Source organism: Variovorax sp. WDL1 (assembly GCF_001541225.1).
Taxonomy (GTDB): domain Bacteria; phylum Pseudomonadota; class Gammaproteobacteria; order Burkholderiales; family Burkholderiaceae_C; genus Variovorax.
In genome coordinates this window covers 54,435-69,619 of sequence record NZ_LMTS01000249.1, presented here as the reverse complement: position 1 = coordinate 69,619, position 15,185 = coordinate 54,435, and the positions used below count along the sequence as shown (strand labels likewise).

The 15,185-nt window shown below is 68.6% G+C and carries 16 protein-coding genes; 6 read left to right on the top strand and 10 right to left on the bottom strand.

Annotated features, from left to right (window positions below):
• Nucleotides 1-134: 134 nt before the first annotated feature.
• The gene (locus APY03_RS31610) at nt 135-1,907 is read right to left on the bottom strand and encodes a DEAD/DEAH box helicase (protein ID WP_068683397.1); all 1,773 of its coding nucleotides are present in this window, start codon (nt 1,905-1,907) and stop codon (nt 135-137) included.
• Between the two features lie 222 nt (nt 1,908-2,129).
• Nucleotides 2,130-3,350: a methyltransferase domain-containing protein gene (locus tag APY03_RS31605; RefSeq protein ID WP_068683395.1), complete on the bottom strand. Its 1,221-nt coding sequence runs from the start codon at nt 3,348-3,350 to the stop codon at nt 2,130-2,132.
• Nucleotides 3,351-3,505: 155 nt separating this feature from the next.
• Here APY03_RS31605 and APY03_RS31600 point away from each other — a divergent pair, with 155 nt between their 5' ends.
• The 5 genes from APY03_RS31600 (at nt 3,506) to APY03_RS31580 (ending at nt 7,726) form a co-directional block, all read left to right on the top strand.
• Nucleotides 3,506-3,742: an AbrB/MazE/SpoVT family DNA-binding domain-containing protein gene (locus APY03_RS31600; RefSeq protein WP_068683393.1), complete on the top strand. Its 237-nt coding sequence runs from the start codon at nt 3,506-3,508 to the stop codon at nt 3,740-3,742.
• A complete protein-coding gene (locus APY03_RS31595) occupies nt 3,729-4,160 on the top strand; it encodes a type II toxin-antitoxin system VapC family toxin (protein WP_068683391.1) in 432 nt (143 codons plus the stop codon). Before APY03_RS31600 ends, APY03_RS31595 begins: the two co-directional genes overlap by 14 nt.
• Before the next feature lie 2 nt (nt 4,161-4,162).
• Nucleotides 4,163-5,824 carry an energy-dependent translational throttle protein EttA gene (ettA, locus tag APY03_RS31590; RefSeq protein ID WP_068683389.1) on the top strand — a complete coding sequence of 554 codons (1,662 nt, stop codon included), beginning with the start codon at nt 4,163-4,165 and terminating at the stop codon, nt 5,822-5,824.
• Nucleotides 5,825-5,906: 82 nt separating this feature from the next.
• Entirely contained in the window at nt 5,907-7,199 is a 1,293-nt protein-coding gene (locus tag APY03_RS31585) for a PQQ-dependent sugar dehydrogenase (protein WP_083944684.1), read from the top strand.
• 161 nt (nt 7,200-7,360) lie between these two features.
• Complete coding sequence (locus APY03_RS31580; RefSeq protein WP_146039707.1) at nt 7,361-7,726, top strand: hypothetical protein; 366 nt, start codon at nt 7,361-7,363, stop codon at nt 7,724-7,726.
• Here the strand turns inward: APY03_RS31580 and APY03_RS31575 are convergent.
• The 3 genes from APY03_RS31575 to APY03_RS31565 all read right to left on the bottom strand — a co-directional run bounded on the left by APY03_RS31575 (nt 7,723) and on the right by APY03_RS31565 (nt 10,939).
• Entirely contained in the window at nt 7,723-9,066 is a 1,344-nt protein-coding gene (locus APY03_RS31575) for a TAXI family TRAP transporter solute-binding subunit (protein ID WP_068683383.1), read from the bottom strand. The two genes, APY03_RS31580 and APY03_RS31575, sit on opposite strands and share 4 nt — an antisense overlap.
• Nucleotides 9,067-9,181: 115 nt before the next feature.
• Nucleotides 9,182-10,210, bottom strand: a complete 1,029-nt coding sequence (locus APY03_RS31570) for a P1 family peptidase (RefSeq protein WP_068683381.1) — start codon at nt 10,208-10,210, stop codon at nt 9,182-9,184.
• A 78-nt stretch (nt 10,211-10,288) separates the two neighbouring features.
• Nucleotides 10,289-10,939, bottom strand: coding sequence for a cation transporter (locus APY03_RS31565; protein WP_068683379.1), 651 nt, complete (start codon nt 10,937-10,939; stop codon nt 10,289-10,291).
• A 55-nt stretch (nt 10,940-10,994) separates the two neighbouring features.
• Here APY03_RS31565 and APY03_RS31560 point away from each other — a divergent pair, with 55 nt between their 5' ends.
• The gene (locus APY03_RS31560) at nt 10,995-11,468 is read left to right on the top strand and encodes a Cd(II)/Pb(II)-responsive transcriptional regulator (protein WP_068683377.1); all 474 of its coding nucleotides are present in this window, start codon (nt 10,995-10,997) and stop codon (nt 11,466-11,468) included.
• Nucleotides 11,469-11,487: 19 nt separating this feature from the next.
• On the opposite strand, the gene APY03_RS31555 is transcribed toward APY03_RS31560, so the two are convergent.
• The 5 genes from APY03_RS31555 to APY03_RS31535 are packed head-to-tail and all read right to left on the bottom strand — an operon-like array spanning nt 11,488 to nt 15,183.
• Nucleotides 11,488-12,477, bottom strand: coding sequence for a glycerophosphodiester phosphodiesterase (locus APY03_RS31555; protein ID WP_068683375.1), 990 nt, complete (start codon nt 12,475-12,477; stop codon nt 11,488-11,490).
• Nucleotides 12,474-13,055 carry a DUF1439 domain-containing protein gene (locus APY03_RS31550; protein WP_068683374.1) on the bottom strand — a complete coding sequence of 194 codons (582 nt, stop codon included), beginning with the start codon at nt 13,053-13,055 and terminating at the stop codon, nt 12,474-12,476. The genes APY03_RS31555 and APY03_RS31550 overlap by 4 nt, the downstream gene beginning before the upstream one ends.
• Nucleotides 13,056-13,094: 39 nt before the next feature.
• Nucleotides 13,095-13,877, bottom strand: a complete 783-nt coding sequence (locus APY03_RS31545) for an amino acid ABC transporter ATP-binding protein (protein ID WP_068683372.1) — start codon at nt 13,875-13,877, stop codon at nt 13,095-13,097.
• A complete protein-coding gene (locus APY03_RS31540) occupies nt 13,861-14,514 on the bottom strand; it encodes an amino acid ABC transporter permease (protein ID WP_068683370.1) in 654 nt (217 codons plus the stop codon). The genes APY03_RS31545 and APY03_RS31540 overlap by 17 nt, the downstream gene beginning before the upstream one ends.
• A gap of 6 nt (nt 14,515-14,520) precedes the next feature.
• Nucleotides 14,521-15,183, bottom strand: coding sequence for an amino acid ABC transporter permease (locus APY03_RS31535; protein WP_068683368.1), 663 nt, complete (start codon nt 15,181-15,183; stop codon nt 14,521-14,523).
• Between the last annotated feature and the right edge of the window lie 2 nt (nt 15,184-15,185).

Below are 15,185 nucleotides of genomic sequence, written 5' to 3'. Positions count from 1 at the left end.
CGCGGCCTTCGCTCCCGAATCGACTGTTACGGCCCACTAGGAACGCCAGCGCATGGCGTATGCCGGCGGCTTTGCGACCCGGCAATGAAAAAGGGGCGCCGTAGCGCCCCTGGTATGGAATGCGGGTCGTGGGCTCAACGGCCGAATGAGCGGCCGCCGCCATATCCGCCACCACCGCCGGAGCGCCCGCCGCCGCCGGGGCGGCCACGGCCACCACCGCCACCACCGCCACCACCGCCACCGCCGCCACGGCGTCCGCGACCGCCGAAGCTGTCGACACTCGTGCGCAAGGGATCGGGCTGGCCTGCCACGCCGGCAACCGCCTCGGCCCGCTGGTGAGCCACCGCATCGGCCTGCGTGGGGCTGTGGGTGTTGCCGTGGTGACGCGGCTGGCGTTCCTCATGCGGCAGGTGGTTCTGCGCGTGGTGAGGGGCATGATGCGGCGCGTGGTGCGGCGCGCGTGCGGGGCCCTGGCCGCCGCGGCCAGCCTGAGAGCGCGGACCCTGGCCTTGGCCCTGCCCGCCGCCGTTGCGGCCGGCCGGGGCACCCTGGCCGCCGTTGCCGCGGCGCTGTCCGCCGCCGTTGCCGCCATTGCCGCCATTGCCGCGTTCGCCCTGGCCCGTCTTGTTGTCGCGGATGCGCTGCATCATCTCCTGGCGCGCGGCCTTGGCCGCCGCCTGCATCACCTCGCGGCTCGGCGGGCGGCCGGCGCCGCCCCACAGGGTCTGGCGGCCCATGGCGATGGGCTCGGCGCGCTCGCCTTCCTCGGGGCCGAAGCCCTCGATGACCTTGACCGGGATCTGCTGCTTGGTGAAGCGCTCGATCTCCTGCATGAAGCCTTCCTCGTCCAGGCAGACCAGGCTCACCGCCTCGCCGCTGGCACCCGCGCGGCCGGTGCGGCCGATGCGGTGCACGTAGTCTTCGCTGATGTTCGGGATTTCGTAGTTCACCACGTGCGGCAGCTCGTCGATGTCGATGCCGCGGGCCGCGATGTCGGTCGCCACCAGCGCGCGGATCTCGCCGCTCTTGAAGCCCGCGAGCGCCTGGGTGCGCGCGCTCTGGCTCTTGTTGCCATGCAGCGCCATGGCCTGGATGCCGTTCTTGGAGAGGAACTCGGCCACGCTGTTCGCGCCGAACTTGGTGCGGGTGAAGACGAGCACCTGGCTCCAGTCGTGCTCGTTGATGATGTGGGCGAGCAGGGCCTTCTTCTTGCCGCGGCCCACCGGATGGATCACCTGCGAGATGCGCTGCACGGTGGTGTTGCGCGGCGTGACCTGGATGCTCTGCGGGTTCTTCAGCAGCGTGGCGGCCAGGTCGCGGATCTCGTCGCTGAAGGTGGCGGAGAACAGCAGGCTCTGCTTTTCGGTGGGCACCAGGGCGAGGATCTTCTTCACGTCGTGGATGAAGCCCATGTCCAGCATGCGGTCGGCCTCGTCGAGCACCAGGATCTGCACGGTGGAGAGGTCGAGCATGCCCTGCTGCTGCAGGTCGAGCAGGCGGCCGGGGGTCGCCACCAGGATGTCGACGCCGCTCTTGAGCCTGCTGATCTGCGGATTCATGCCTACGCCGCCGAAGATCACGGTGGAGCTCAGCTGCAGGTACTTGCCGTAGGTGCGCACCGATTCCTCGACCTGGGCTGCGAGTTCGCGGGTGGGGGTCAGCACGAGGGCGCGCACGCCGGTGCCGCCGAACTTGTTGGTCGCGCTGCGGCTCATCGTGAGCTTGTGCAGCAGCGGCAGCGTGAAGGCGGCGGTCTTGCCGGTGCCGGTCTGGGCGCCGCCGAGGAGGTCATGGCCGTCGAGCACGGCGGGAATCGCCTGGGCCTGGATCGGAGTGGGGGTTTCGTAGCCCTGCTCGTGCACGGCTTTCAAGATGGCCGGGGCCAGCTTCAGTTCGTCAAAGTTCATTGAGTTCAAACAAGCGCCTTCCACGGCGCAGTGGTATCGGCCCACCCGGGCGTCTTGATGACGTCGGGCCAGTAGGGGCAGATGAGGGTCAGGAGTGGAGCGAGAGGGGCCTGGATTCTGGGCCTTCTTCGTCCTCGGCAGAGAGCCGGTGTTGCGGGCAACTGGACCCGGCAACGCTGCGCATTGTCGCACGACTCGGATCGACCTCCCGAAACCCCGGGTTCATCGGCGTGCCAGGTAGACGTACATGCCCGCGATGGGCTCGCGCTGGTCTTCGCGGATCGGGGCATGAACCAGCTGCAGCAGATCGAAGCCGTGCCGCGCGGCCAGGGCCCGCAGGTAGCGTTCGGATTGCGCATAGCGCAGGCTCGGTAGCAGCTCGAAGTCGGCTGCTTCGCTGGCGGTGCACTCGGCCGAGAAGCAGAAGAGCCCATGGGTCTCCATGGCCCGGCCGAGCGCCGCGAAGACCGGTTCGAGGTCGCCGACGTAGATGAAGACATCGGCCGCGGTGACCAGGTCGTAGCGCTCGTCCGTGCCTTGCAGATGGTCCACGATCTCCGCGTGCACGAGCCGGTCGTAGAGCCCCAGGGCCTGCGCCTTCTCCAGCATCAGGCTCGACAGGTCGACGCCCACGAGCCTATCCGTCATGGGCTTGAGAAAGGGTGCGCAGAGGCCGGTGCCGCAGCCGAGGTCCAGCGTGGAGCGGAAAGGCCCACGGCCCAGCGCCGCGAGATGTCGGGCCAGCGTGCTGTGGGCACGGTAGCCCAGCACGCCCACAAGGTGCGCATCGAACTGCTCGGCATAGTCGTCGAAGAGCGTCTCCACATAGTGGCCCGGCGCCGAAGGCGGAACGGGCTGCGCCGAGACGGAGGCCAGGTAATAGCGGTGCAGCTCGGGATCGGCACCGTGCGCCAACGCCTGCCTGAAGGCCTCGGCGGCTTCCTCGTTGCGCTTCATCTCGCGCAGGATGCCTCCGCGGTTGCTCCAGGCTTGCGCCAGGCCGGGATCGGCGGCCAGCGCGCGCTCGTAGGAGACGAGGGCGCGCGCGGGCTGGTCCAGCGCCTGCAGGGTCTGGCCGTGGCGCAACCACGGTTCCGCGGCGCCCGGCGGCGCGAGCGCCAGCGACTTCTCGTAGCCGAGCAGGGCCTCCTGGTGGCGATTCAACTGCCCGAGGGCGCTTGCCTTGTGGAACCAGGCATCCGCATTGCCGGCCTCGAGCGCCAGCACCTGCTGCGCGGTTGCCAGCGCATCCTGCGGGCGCAAGAGCTTCAGCTGCGTCGCGGCAAGATTGACCAAGGTGGAGACGCGGCCCGGAAGCAAGCCCAGAGAGGACAGGAAGCGCTGCTCGGCGGCGTCGAAGCGGCCTTCCTCGAAGTCCTTCAGGCCCTCGAGAAAAAGCTGCCTGGCCTGCTCGAAAGTGTCGTGGGTGGGCGTTGCGCACATGGGGTGAGGAGGAGAGTTCAGGCGCACGCAGCGATCCGGCGCGCTCGGCTGGCCGAAGAATAGCAGCGCACCGCAGCCGGCGGCCAGCAGGGCAAGGCAACCTGATCCTTTCCGTGCGCTAAACTCTTACCTCGTTGGTATTACCAAACGGCAACATGCGACTCACATCCAAAGGTCAGGTGACCATCCCGCAGAACATCCGCGAGCTCGCGGGCCTCAAGCCCTACGACGAGGTCGAGTTCGAGTACCGCAACAAGCAGATCGTGGTCAAACCCGTCAAGCGCAGGACCACGCCGGCGGAAGAGGCCATCGCGCTGCTGCGCGGTAGCGCGACCTCGAAGCTCGACCTGTCCGCCGACCAATGGCTGGAGATGACGCGTGGCGAGCGTTGAAGCGGCCGAAACCTTCCTGATCGACAGCAGCGTGCTGATCGACGTCATCCATGAGGACCCCAAATGGATGGATTGGTCGGCCGCGGCCCTCACCGATTGCCTGAGTCGCGGTAAGCTTGCCATCAATCCGCTGATCTACGCCGAGGTTTCGGCCTACTTCAATACGGATCGCGATGCCGACGCAGCGCTGCCGCCACGGCTGTACGAACGCCTGGATTTTCCCTATGCGGCGGCGCGAGGTGCGGCGTTGGCCTTCCACAAGTACCGCAAGGCTGGCGGCACGCGCCCCTCGCTGCTGCCGGACTTCTATATCGGGGCGCATGCCCAGCTGCTGGGATGCACCCTCGTGTCGCGCGATAGAGCGCGCTACAAGACCTATTTTCCCAAGCTCAAACTGATTTCACCCAAGCAAAGATAGCCATGGCCCAGTACGTCTACACCATGAACAAGGTCAGCAAGACCGTGCCGCCCAAGCGGCAGATCTTGAAGGACATCTCGCTCTCCTTTTTTCCCGGCGCCAAGATCGGCGTGCTGGGCCTGAATGGCTCGGGCAAGTCCTCCCTGCTGAAGATCATGGCCGGCATCGACAAGGAGTTCGAAGGCGAGGCCTTGCCGATGCCCGGCCTCACGATCGGCTACCTCGAGCAGGAGCCCAAGCTCAACCCGGCGCACACGGTGCGCGAGTCGGTCGAGGAAGCGATGGGCGCGGTCTACGCGGCCAAGGCGCGCCTCGAGGAGGTGTACGTGGCCTACGGCGCGGAAGATGCCGACTTCGACGCGCTGGCGGCCGAGCAGGCTGAGCTCGAAGCCATCATCGCGACCGCCGGCACCGACTCCGAGCACCAGCTCGAGATCGCCGCCGACGCGCTGCGCCTGCCGCCGTGGGAAGCCAACATCGGCGTGCTCTCTGGCGGCGAGAAGCGCCGCGTGGCGCTGTGCCGGCTGCTGCTGTCCAAGCCCGACATGCTGCTGCTCGACGAACCCACCAACCACCTGGACGCCGAGTCGGTCGAGTGGCTCGAAGTGTTCCTGCAGCGCTTTCCGGGCACCGTGGTGGCCATTACCCACGATCGCTACTTCCTCGACAACGCGGCCGAGTGGATTCTCGAACTCGACCGCGGCCGCGGCATCCCATGGAAGGGCAACTACAGCACCTGGCTCGAGCAGAAGGGCGAACGCCTGGCGCAGGAGCAGAAGAGCGAGGAAGCCCACGCCAAGGCGCTGAAGAAGGAACTCGAATGGTCGCGCCAGAACCCCAAGGCGCGCCAGGCCAAGAGCAAGTCGCGCCTGGCCCGGTTCGAGGAGCTGTCCGACTACGAATACCAGAGGCGCAACGAGACGCAGGAGATCTTCATCCCCGTGGCGGAACGCCTGGGCAACCAGGTGATCGAGTTCAAGAACGTCAGCAAGTCCTTCGGCGACCGCTTGCTGATCGACAACCTGAGCTTCGAGATCCCGGCCGGCGCCATCGTCGGCATCATCGGCCCGAACGGCGCCGGCAAGTCCACGCTCTTCAAGCTGATCGCGGGCAAGGAGAAGCCGGACAGCGGCGAGGTGGTGGTTGGCCAGACGGTCAAGATGGCTTTCGTCGACCAGTCCCGTGATGCGCTCGGCAACGAGAAGACGGTGTGGGAAGACATCTCGAACGGCCTCGACATCATCAACGTCGGCAAGTTCCAGATGGCGAGCCGCGCGTATGCGGGCCGCTTCAACTTCAACGGTGCGGACCAGCAGAAGAAGGTCGGCACGCTCTCCGGCGGCGAGCGCGGCCGGCTGCACCTGGCCAAGACCCTGATCGCCGGCGGCAACGTGCTGATGCTGGACGAACCCTCGAATGACCTGGACGTCGAGACGCTGCGCGCACTGGAAGACGCGTTGCTCGAGTTCGCCGGCTCGGTGCTCGTGATCAGCCACGACCGCTGGTTCCTCGACCGCATTGCGACCCACATCCTCGCGGCCGAGGGCGACAGCCAATGGACCTTCTTCAACGGCAACTACCAGGAGTACGAGGCCGACAAGAAGAAGCGCCTGGGCGAAGAGGGTGCCAAGCCGCATCGGATGCGCTTCAAGGCGCTGAAGTAAGAAACGGCGTGCGCTGACACCGGCGGCCTGCAATCCGGCGTCCACTCCCAATCCGGTGCGCGGAGCGCCTGAAGGAGCGGACATGGCAGCGGCATGGCGGTGGACGGCGGGGGCTGCGCTTTTTCTCGCGGCTTGCGGCGGCGGTGGTGGGGGCGGCGGCAGCGTCGCGATCAATGCCTTCGGCGTCTCTGGGTCGGGCACGCCCGCACCGGCGCCGGCTCCCGCACCTCCACCGGACCCGGCACCTGCACCTGCACCGGCGCCCGCGCCGATGAACGTCAAGGTGGTCGAACTGGCGAGCGGGCTCGCCAATCCCTGGGGCCTCGCCTTCCTGCCCGACGGCAGGCTGCTGGTGACGCAGCGCGGCGGCCAGTTGCGCCTGCGCAATCCCGACGGCACGCCGGTCAACGGCGGCGCCGACCAGGTCAGCGGCGTCCCCGCGGTCGAGGCGGTGGGGCAGGGCGGCCTGCTCGACGTCGCGGTGGACCCGGCCTTCGCCAGCAATCGCCGCATCTACTTCAGCTATGCGGAACGGGACGGCGCCGACGCCAGCTTCAACGGCACGGCGGTCGCGCGCGCCGAGCTCGACGTAGCCAACCGCAGCCTGGCCAATGTGCTCGTGATCTTCAGGCAGCAACCCAAGGCGCAGAGCAGCGCGCACTTCGGCTCGCGCCTGGTCTTCGATCGCAGCGGCCACTTGTTCGTGACCCTGGGCGAGCGCTCCAGCACCGACCAGCGCGGCTTTGCCCAGGACCTCACGCGTGGCCACGGCAAGGTGATGCGCATCACCACCGACGGCGCGCCGGCGCCGGGCAATCCGGATTTAGGCGTGGCCGGCGCGCAGCCGCAGATCTGGAGCTACGGCCATCGCAACGTGCAGGGCGCGGCGCTGCACCCCGCCACAGGCGACCTTTGGGTGAGCGAGCATGGCCCGCAGGGCGGCGACGAGGTCAACCTTGCGCTGCCTGGCAGGAACTACGGCTGGCCGATCATCAGCTACGGCCAGGAGTACGGCACCCTCACGCAGGTCGGCGAGGGCACCGCCAAGGCCGGCATGGAACAACCGCTCACCTTTTGGGAGAAGTCCGACGGCTCGGCCTGGACGGCGGGCACGCAGAAGTCCTCGATCGCGCCCAGCGGCATGGCCTTCTACACCGGCGATGCGCTGCCCGACTGGAAGGGCAGCCTGTTCGTCGGCGCACTGTCAGGGACCGCGCTGTGGCGGCTCACGCTCAGCGGCAACACGGTGACGGCGCGCGAACGCCTGCTGGCCGAGCGCGGGGAGCGCATCCGCGATGTGCGGCAGGGGCCTGACGGCTGGCTTTACCTGCTGACGGACAGCAGCAACGGCAAGCTGCTGCGGCTGGAGCGCTGAGCCCGCGAGCGCGCGACCGCTTTACGAGGCTTTCGATCGCCTGGCGCAGTCCTGGACCGAAAACGAGGCTTTCGCGCCCGAGGCCGCGCAGGCTTATGTCGCCCGCTACTGCGATCGCGATGCCCTGGCTTTTCATCCCTTTTGCGAAGAGGCGGAGTGAGATGAGCCAGGCCCTGATGTCGAGCGCGCAACCGGACTTGTGGCTGGCCGCCATCGGCTGGGCATACCTGGTGACGAATGCCTGCCGCGTGCTGACCTATGTGCCGCAGATCCTCGTGGTCTGGCGCTGCAACGACGGGGCACGGTCGATCTCGCTGATGACCTGGGGATCCTGGAGCGTGTCGCACCTCACCGCAGTGCTGTACAGCGCGGTGGTTGTCGCAGATGGATTTCTCGTGGCCGTGTCGCTCATCAATCTCGCCGGCCGCGGTGTGGTCTCGGTGCTCGCCTATCGCCGCCGGCGCGCGTATGCCCGGATGAACCGCGTGCCCGATCCGCTACGCCGGCCGCGCACCGATTCCATCTAGCCAGCTGACCGCGGCATTCTGGCCAACACCCGCTTGCGCACCGCGTAGATGTTGTTGCGCAGCGCGTAGAGCTCTTCCGCGTACGAGAGCGGCACCGCCACCTTGTTGACCACGCGGTCGAGGTTGTCCAGCTCCTCGATGAGCGCCTCGCGATCGCCCTTGCCGGCTTCCAGCTTGTTCTCGACCTCGCGCAGCCGCGCATACCAGCGGAACACGCGCCGCCGCACGCGGAACTGGTACAGCGGCGGCACCACGCGGCTGAGCGGCAGCATCAGCACCAGCAGGCCGCCCAGCACCAGCCACATGCGCTCCACCAGGTTGCTGGCCCAGAAGGGCAGGTAGCGCTGCCAGAAGGGCGGTGTGCCGTTGATGGCGCGGTCCCCCTCGGGGCTCACCGGCAACTCGCTGGTGCGGGTGTTGGGGAAGTCGCGCGCGCCGTTGAACCAGCCGGCGTCGCTGTGCAGGGTCTGCGCCGCTTGCGCAAAGAGTTGGCGCAGGGCGGGATGCGTCTGCTCGCGCGCCAGCAGCGAGGTGGTGGCCGCGACCAGCGGCTCGTCCTGCGGCGGCAGGTCGGTCGCCAGGTCGACCACGCCGCGCGGCAGCGTGACCGGCTGCAGGAAGGCGAAGCGTCGCGAATAGGCGTCGCTCTGGTCGAAGTCCATGAGCCGGATGTCCGGCGCGCGCAGCAGCCGCTGCACCAGTGGCGATTGCGGCGCCGAGGCCAGCACGATCACGTCGAGCAGCCCGGCCTGCAATGCCTCGGTGGCGGGCGTCTGTTCGAGATGGGACAGCTGCAGCGCCTGCGGGTCCAGATGGTTGGCACGGAACATCCGTTCCATGACCTCGGGCACGCCGCTGCCGGGCTTGTCGACGTTGACGCGCAGGTCCTTGAACTGGGTGAGCGATGTCAGCCGCCCGCTCTTGCGGTCGATCGCCTGCGCGGCGTCGGCGCGGTAGAAGAACCACAGCGGTTCGTAGAACAGGCTGCCCAGCGAAGTCAGCCCCGCTGCCTCGTCCGCCACCGGATCGGCGCTGCCTCCGCGCACGAAGCCCACGTCGGCGCCACCGCTGCGCAGCAGCTGCAGGTTGTCCTGCGAGCCGTCGGTGGGTTTCAACTCGACCTCGATGCCGTTGGCCTTGAGCGCCGCTGCGTAGCGCTTGCCGAATTCGGCATAGGCGCTGCCCGAGGGGCCGGTGGCGAGCGTCACGCGTTTGGGCGGTTGTGGATCCAGCCACCAGTAGGCGGCGATCAGGAGCCCGATCACGAGGAACACCACCGGCCCGGCGGAGGCGATCAGGTCACGGATGGACAGGAGGACGAGGCGGATGGTTCGGGGCATGCAGCAGGCGGGTAGGGGCTTGGACGCGCCCGGTCGGGGGGGCAGCGCATTTTGATTGGCCTTTGGTGCGAGCTTGGTTACAAAGCGCGTGCGAGGTTGGTGAGCCTTCGCCCCGTCAGGGCCATTCCGTGGCGCTGGGAAAGCAGCTGTCGCCGATGCGCACCGTGCGTGCCGCCAGCACCGCCCGCAGCGTCGCCCGTGCCACGGCTTCGGCCGCCATCGTGCCCAGCACCGTCATCCCCGGTGCGTCGCCCTCGAGCGGCACCCTCCCTGTCGCCAGCGCGAACAGGGTGTCGCCGTCGCTCATGGTGTGCACCGGATTGATGGCGCGCGCGAGACCATCGTGGGCCACGGACGCCAGGCGGCTGGCCTGCACCTTGGTCAGAACGGCATCGGTCGCCACCACGCCCAGCGTCGTGTTGGTGCCGGCCAGCAGGGGCTTGGGCAGCTCGCCGCTCAGCAGGGCGCGCCGGGTGTCGAGCAGTGCGCGCCCGTCCTCGGTGCGCGCGCCGGCCACCACCTGCGCCGTGTCGTCCAGCACGTCGCCGAGTGCGTTGCAGGCGATCAGTGCGCCGACGGTCACGCCGTTGACGGTGACCGAGGCAGTGCCGACGCCGCCCTTCATCGCGCGGTGCAGACCGAAGAGCTTGCCCACCAGCGCGCCGCTGCCGGCGCCGACATTGCCCTCGGCCGGCGCGTTGGTGGATGCGGCTTCGCAGGCCGCATACCCCGCAGCCGCATCGGGGCGGATGCGCGGATCGCCGACAGGCAGGTCGAACAGCACGGCGGCGGGCACGATCGGCAGGGTGCCGAAGCGCACGTCGAGGCCGATGCCGCGCTCCTCCAGCCAGCGCATCGCGCCCTCGGCCGCGGCCAGGCCCCAGGCGCTGCCGCCTGCGAGCATCACGGCATGCACCTGCTGCACGAGATTGCCCGGCGCGAGCAGGTCGGTCTCGCGCGTGCCGGGCGCGGCGCCGCGCACGTCCACGCCGGCGACTGCGCCTTCGCGCGCCAGGATCACGGTGCAGCCGGTGGGGCGACGTGGATCGCTGAAATGGCCGACCTCGATGCCTGCGACGTCGGTGATGGCGCCCGCGTTCGGCGTCGTGGAAGAAGAGGAGGAGAAGGAAGGCGGCTGGGGCATCGCCGACGATTATGGAACCGCCGGCCGAAGCGGCTCAGGGATTGCCTTCGACTTTCGCCTTCGCGGCCGTCGTGCGGCTCAGGCGCGCCTCGCTTGCGCGGCATCGGCGCGGCCCAACTCGCCGCGCGCCTGCCGCAGCACCGACCAGCCGCCACTGAGGGCCAGCGCCGCCATCACTGCCGCGACCGCCAGGTCGGGCCAGGCCGAGCCGGTGCCGAAGACGCCGAGCGCCGCAAGCATCACCGCCACGTTGCCGATGGCATCGTTGCGCGAGCACAGCCACACGCTGCGCATGTTGGCATCGCCCTCGCGGAAGGCATAGAGCAGCAGTGCGACAGCCACGTTCACGCCCAGGGCCAGCGCGCCTATCAGCCCCATGGTCAGCGCCTCGGGCGGCAGGCCCTGCGTTGCCGACCAGAAGGTCTTGCCGGCCACGAAGAAGCCGAAGCCCAGCATGCTGAGCCCCTTGAGCACGGCGGCGCGGGCGCGCCAGGCAAGGCCCATCGAGAGCACCGCCAGGGTGACGCCGTAGTTGGCGGCATCCCCGAAGAAGTCGATCGCGTCCGCCAGGAGTGACACCGACCCCGAACGGAAGCCGGCGCCGATCTCGACCACGAACATGAGCGCGTTGAGCGCCAGCGCCACCCAGAGCACGCGCCGATAGCGCGGCGTGTCGGAGGCCGAAAGGTGTTCATGGTCGTGATCGTGTTCGCAGCAGTTCGCAGACATGGTTTCTCCAGGGATGGCACGATTGGAAAGGTTGAAGTCACTGGAAGGTCAAGCCATGCCTGTTGCAATCCCGCCCGCCGAACAGGGTTACCGCATTGGCGAAGCCGCCGCCAGGAGCGGCCTGAGCGCTACCAACATCCGCTACTACGAGAAGGAAGGCCTGGTCCAGCCGCAGGCACGCGGCGACAACAGCTACCGGCTGTACACCGATGCCGACGTGCACCGGCTGCGCTTCATCCGCCTGTGCCGCGCGATGGACATGTCGCTGGACGAGGTGCGCGCGCTGCTCGGGCTGGATCTGCGCAGCAAGGCCGACTGCGCCGCGGCGAGCGTCGCGCTCGATGCGCACCTGGGCCATGTGCGAGAGCGGCTGAGGGAGCTGCGTTCGCTCGAGAAGGACCTGATCGCGCTGCGCGACTGCTGCGACGGCAGCGATGCGCAATGCCACATCATCGAGGCGCTGCACGCGCGCGCAGATGCGCAGCCCGCGGGCGAGGTGCCCGGGACCCGGCCCACCCGCCACGTTTAGCGGAGCCGGGCCAGGGCGCTCAGGGTCTGGAGGACGGCGGCAGCGCCAGCCCGCGCTCGCGCATCAGGTCGCGCAGCAGTGCAGGGTCGTCCGTGATGATGCCGTCCACCCGCCAGTCCATCAGCCTCGCCATGTCGGCCCGCTGGTTCACTGTCCAGGGCACGACCTGGAAGCCCAGCGCCTGCCCCTCCCGGACCTGCGCTGCCGTGAGGTCGTTGAAGGCCGGCGACCAGATCACCTTGCCCGGGCTGTTGCCGACCGCGGCTTTCACCAGGCGCGGGGCCGAGCCGAAGTCCTCCAGCCGCAGGCCCGAGGTCCAGCGCGGGTCCCTGAGCGTGCGCCCGCTCGTGAGGTAGGCGCGCTGCAGGTGGGGCGCCCACTGGCCGACCAGCGCCAGCGTGCGCCAGTCGAAGCTCTGCACGGTCACGCGCGAGCCCATGCCTGCCTTGTCGATTTCGGCCAGCAGCGCGCGCACCATCTCATCCGGTGCCGCAGTTTCGTCGGGGCGTGCCGGGTCGAGCTTGGTCTCGATGTTGAAGCGAACCTGCGTGGCGTTGCGCGCGCGCATCCGGTCGAAGAGCGCGGCCAGCGACGGGATGCGTTCGCCGTCGCGCGGCACCTGCAGCGCGAACTGCTTGCCGTAGGGGGTCGCGGGGTCGATGCGGCCGACATCGTAGGCCTGCAGCTGCGAGAACCTCAGTGTGCGGATCGCCGGGCCCTTGGCGGCAAGGAAGGCGCCGTTCGCATCGCGCGTATGGTCGGGGTTGAGCACCGTGTCGTGCGAGACCACTACCACGCCGTCGGCCGTGAGCCCGATGTCGAGCTCGAGCGTGCTGACGCCCATGTCCAGCGCGTTGTCGAAGGCGGCCAGCGTGTTTTCCGGCGCGAGCGCGCGGCCGCCGCGATGGGCCTGGAGGTCGAAGGCCTGCCGGGGGCTGGGCGGCAACGCCGAGCAGGCGCCGAGCAGCGAAGCGGTGAGCAGCCAGGGTACGCAGGAGAAGCGATTCATTTGAGCTCGACCTTGATGCCGTCCTGTTGCACGGTGATGTCACCGATCTCGTAGGTCTTGCGTCCGACGGTCAGTTCCTCCGCGGTGAAGGTGCGCAAGGGCTGGTCGCGCAGCAGCTCCTGCGCGACCAGTGCGGCGATCTGTTGCAGGCGCTCGGCATCACGCCCGGTCACGCCCTGCAGCTCGAGCCGCTCGGCCTTCGGCTGGTCGAGCCGCAGCGCGCGGGCCGGCGCGTCGTACTTGAGCGCGCTGCTGACCGAGACCACGCCCTCGACAGTGGAAGGCCGAAGCAGCGGGCTGGCGATGCTGAGCACGGCCGTGATCGCGGCGCGGTTGGCCCCGGCGTCCAGGCCCAGCTGCGGGTCGCGCAACGCGACGGTGAAGATCTCGGCGTAGCGCTGCTGGACCGGAAAGCGCCTGGCGATCTGCGCCTGCAGCTCTTCGCGGCTCGCGGTGTATTCGCTGGTGAAGAAATTGAAGCCCGCCAGCGCCGTGAAAGGCGCTGGCGCGGCGGCGGCCCCGATGAGCGCGCGCAGAAGCAGACGACGGGACAGCGGCAGGGAAGGGCGGTACTGCATACCGCTCGGAGCTTGCCACAGCCCGATGGTTCAGTCGGTTCAGTCGTGAAGGGACGAAAGGAACTGCTTCAGCTCGGGCGTCTGCGGGTTGCCGAACAGCTCGGCCGGCGGCCCCATCTCGTGCACGCGGCCCTGGTGCATGAAGATCACGCGGTCGCTGACCTTGCGCGCAAAGCTCATCTCGTGCGTGACCATCAGCAGCGTCATCCCTTCGTCGGCCAGCGACTCGACCACGCGCAGCACCTCGCCCACCAGCTCGGGGTCGAGCGCGGAGGTGATCTCGTCGCACAGCAGCACCGCAGGCTCCATGGCCAGGGCGCGCGCGATGGCCACGCGCTGCTGCTGGCCGCCCGAGAGCTGGTCGGGCATCGCGTCGAACTTCTGCTCCAGGCCCACCCGGGTGAGCAGCCTGCGCGCCTGCGAGGCGGCCTCCAGGCTGCTGCGCTTCTTGACCAGCGTCGGCGCCAGCATCACGTTGCGGCCCACCGTGAGGTGCGGGAACAGGTTGAAGCTCTGGAAGATCATGCCCACGTGCTGGCGCAGCTCGCGCATGGCCATCGCGCTCTCGTGCAGCAGCGGCTTGCCGTCGACGGTGAGCGAACCTTCCTGGAACACCTCGAGGCCGTTGATGCAGCGAAGCAGCGTGCTCTTGCCCGAGCCGCTCTTGCCGATGATGGCGATCACCTCGCCCCGGCCGACGTCGAGGTCGATGCCCTTCAGCACTTCGTTGCTGCCGTAGGCCTTGCGCAGGGCGGTGATGCGGACGATGGGCGCGGCGCCCCTGGTTGCAGCGGCGGGTGGGGCTTCAGCGATGGGCGCCATGGATCTTCCTTTCGAGGGTCTTGGCGTACAGGCTCACGGGGAAGCACAGCGCAAAATAGAGCAGGGCCACGCAGCTGAAGACCACGAAGGGCTTGAAGGTGGCGTTCGAGATCATGCTGCCGGCCTTGGTCAGCTCGACGAAGCCGATCACCGAGGCGAGCGCCGTCCCCTTGATCACCTGCACCAGGAAGCCCACGGTGGGTGCGATGGCGAGGCGCTTGGCCTGCGGCAGGATCACGTGGCGCATCTGCTCGCCGAAGCTCAGCGCCAGGCTGCCCGAGGCCTCCCATTGGCCCTTGGGAATGGCGGCCACGCAGCCGCGCCAGATCTCGGTGAGGAAGGCGCTGGTGTAGAGCGTGAGCGCGACCGAGGCCGCGGTCCAGGCCGAGACCTCGATGCCGAGGAGCGCGATGCCGAAGTAGGCCAGGAACAGCTGCATCAGCAGCGGCGTGCCCTGGAACAGCTGCACGTAGAGGCCGATCAGCCGGTCGGCCAGCGGACCGCCCGACAGGCGCAGGAACAGCAGCAGGCCGCCCACCACGCCGCCGCCGACGAAGGCGATCAGCGACAGCACCACCGTCCAGCGCAGCGCCAGCAGCAGGTTGCGCACGATGTCCCAGAGGGAGAACTCGATCACGATGAGTTACCTCCCGAAGAAGAACTTCGGCCCCGCCCAGTTGAGCAATCGCCGTGCGGCAACCGAGAGCGCCAGGTAGATGAGCGTCGCGATGATGAAGGCCTCGAAGGCGCGGAAGTTGCGGCTCTGGATCAGGTTGGCCGCGTAGCTCAGCTCCTCGGTCGAGATCTGGCTGCACACTGCCGAGCCCAGCATCACGATGATGATCTGGCTCACCATCGCGGGCCAGACCTTCTTCATCGCGGGCGGCAGCACCACGCGCGTGAAGACCTGCACCTTGTTCAGCGCCAGGCTGACGGCGGCCTCGATCTGGCCGCGCGGCGTGGCCTCGATGCCTGCGCGGATGATCTCGGTGGCATAGGCGCCGAGGTTCATCACCATCGCGATCACCGAGGCCGCCTCGGGCGAAAGCTTGAAGCCCGCGGCCGGCAAGCCGAAGAAGATGAAGAACAGCTGCACGATGAAGGGCGTGTTGCGGATCAGCTCCACGTAGCTGCCCACGATCCACCGCAGCCACGCCGGTCCGCTCGCGCGCGCCCAGGCGCAGGCGATGCCGACCGCCATGCCGATCAGCGTCGCGACGAGCGTGAGGCCCAGCGTCCACAGGACGCCCCTGGCCAGGAGCGGCCATTGGCCGAGCACGGCCGTGAAGTCGAACTCGATGCCCATGG

Bases quoted from the DNA above. Each gene is read 5' to 3' on its own strand.
- APY03_RS31610 (WP_068683397.1), bottom strand. From the start codon at position 1,907: ATGAACTTTGACGAACTGAAGCTGGCCCCGGCCATCTTGAAAGCCGTG.
- APY03_RS31605 (WP_068683395.1), bottom strand. From the start codon at position 3,350: ATGTGCGCAACGCCCACCCACGACACTTTCGAGCAGGCCAGGCAGCTT.
- APY03_RS31600 (WP_068683393.1), top strand. From the start codon at position 3,506: ATGCGACTCACATCCAAAGGTCAGGTGACCATCCCGCAGAACATCCGC.
- ettA (WP_068683389.1), top strand. From the start codon at position 4,163: ATGGCCCAGTACGTCTACACCATGAACAAGGTCAGCAAGACCGTGCCG.
- APY03_RS31585 (WP_083944684.1), top strand. From the start codon at position 5,907: ATGGCAGCGGCATGGCGGTGGACGGCGGGGGCTGCGCTTTTTCTCGCG.
- APY03_RS31580 (WP_146039707.1), top strand. From the start codon at position 7,361: ATGAGCCAGGCCCTGATGTCGAGCGCGCAACCGGACTTGTGGCTGGCC.
- APY03_RS31575 (WP_068683383.1), bottom strand. From the start codon at position 9,066: ATGCCCCGAACCATCCGCCTCGTCCTCCTGTCCATCCGTGACCTGATC.
- APY03_RS31570 (WP_068683381.1), bottom strand. From the start codon at position 10,210: ATGCCCCAGCCGCCTTCCTTCTCCTCCTCTTCTTCCACGACGCCGAAC.
- APY03_RS31565 (WP_068683379.1), bottom strand. From the start codon at position 10,939: ATGTCTGCGAACTGCTGCGAACACGATCACGACCATGAACACCTTTCG.
- APY03_RS31560 (WP_068683377.1), top strand. From the start codon at position 10,995: ATGCCTGTTGCAATCCCGCCCGCCGAACAGGGTTACCGCATTGGCGAA.
- APY03_RS31555 (WP_068683375.1), bottom strand. From the start codon at position 12,477: ATGAATCGCTTCTCCTGCGTACCCTGGCTGCTCACCGCTTCGCTGCTC.
- APY03_RS31550 (WP_068683374.1), bottom strand. From the start codon at position 13,055: ATGCAGTACCGCCCTTCCCTGCCGCTGTCCCGTCGTCTGCTTCTGCGC.
- APY03_RS31545 (WP_068683372.1), bottom strand. From the start codon at position 13,877: ATGGCGCCCATCGCTGAAGCCCCACCCGCCGCTGCAACCAGGGGCGCC.
- APY03_RS31535 (WP_068683368.1), bottom strand. From the start codon at position 15,183: ATGGGCATCGAGTTCGACTTCACGGCCGTGCTCGGCCAATGGCCGCTC.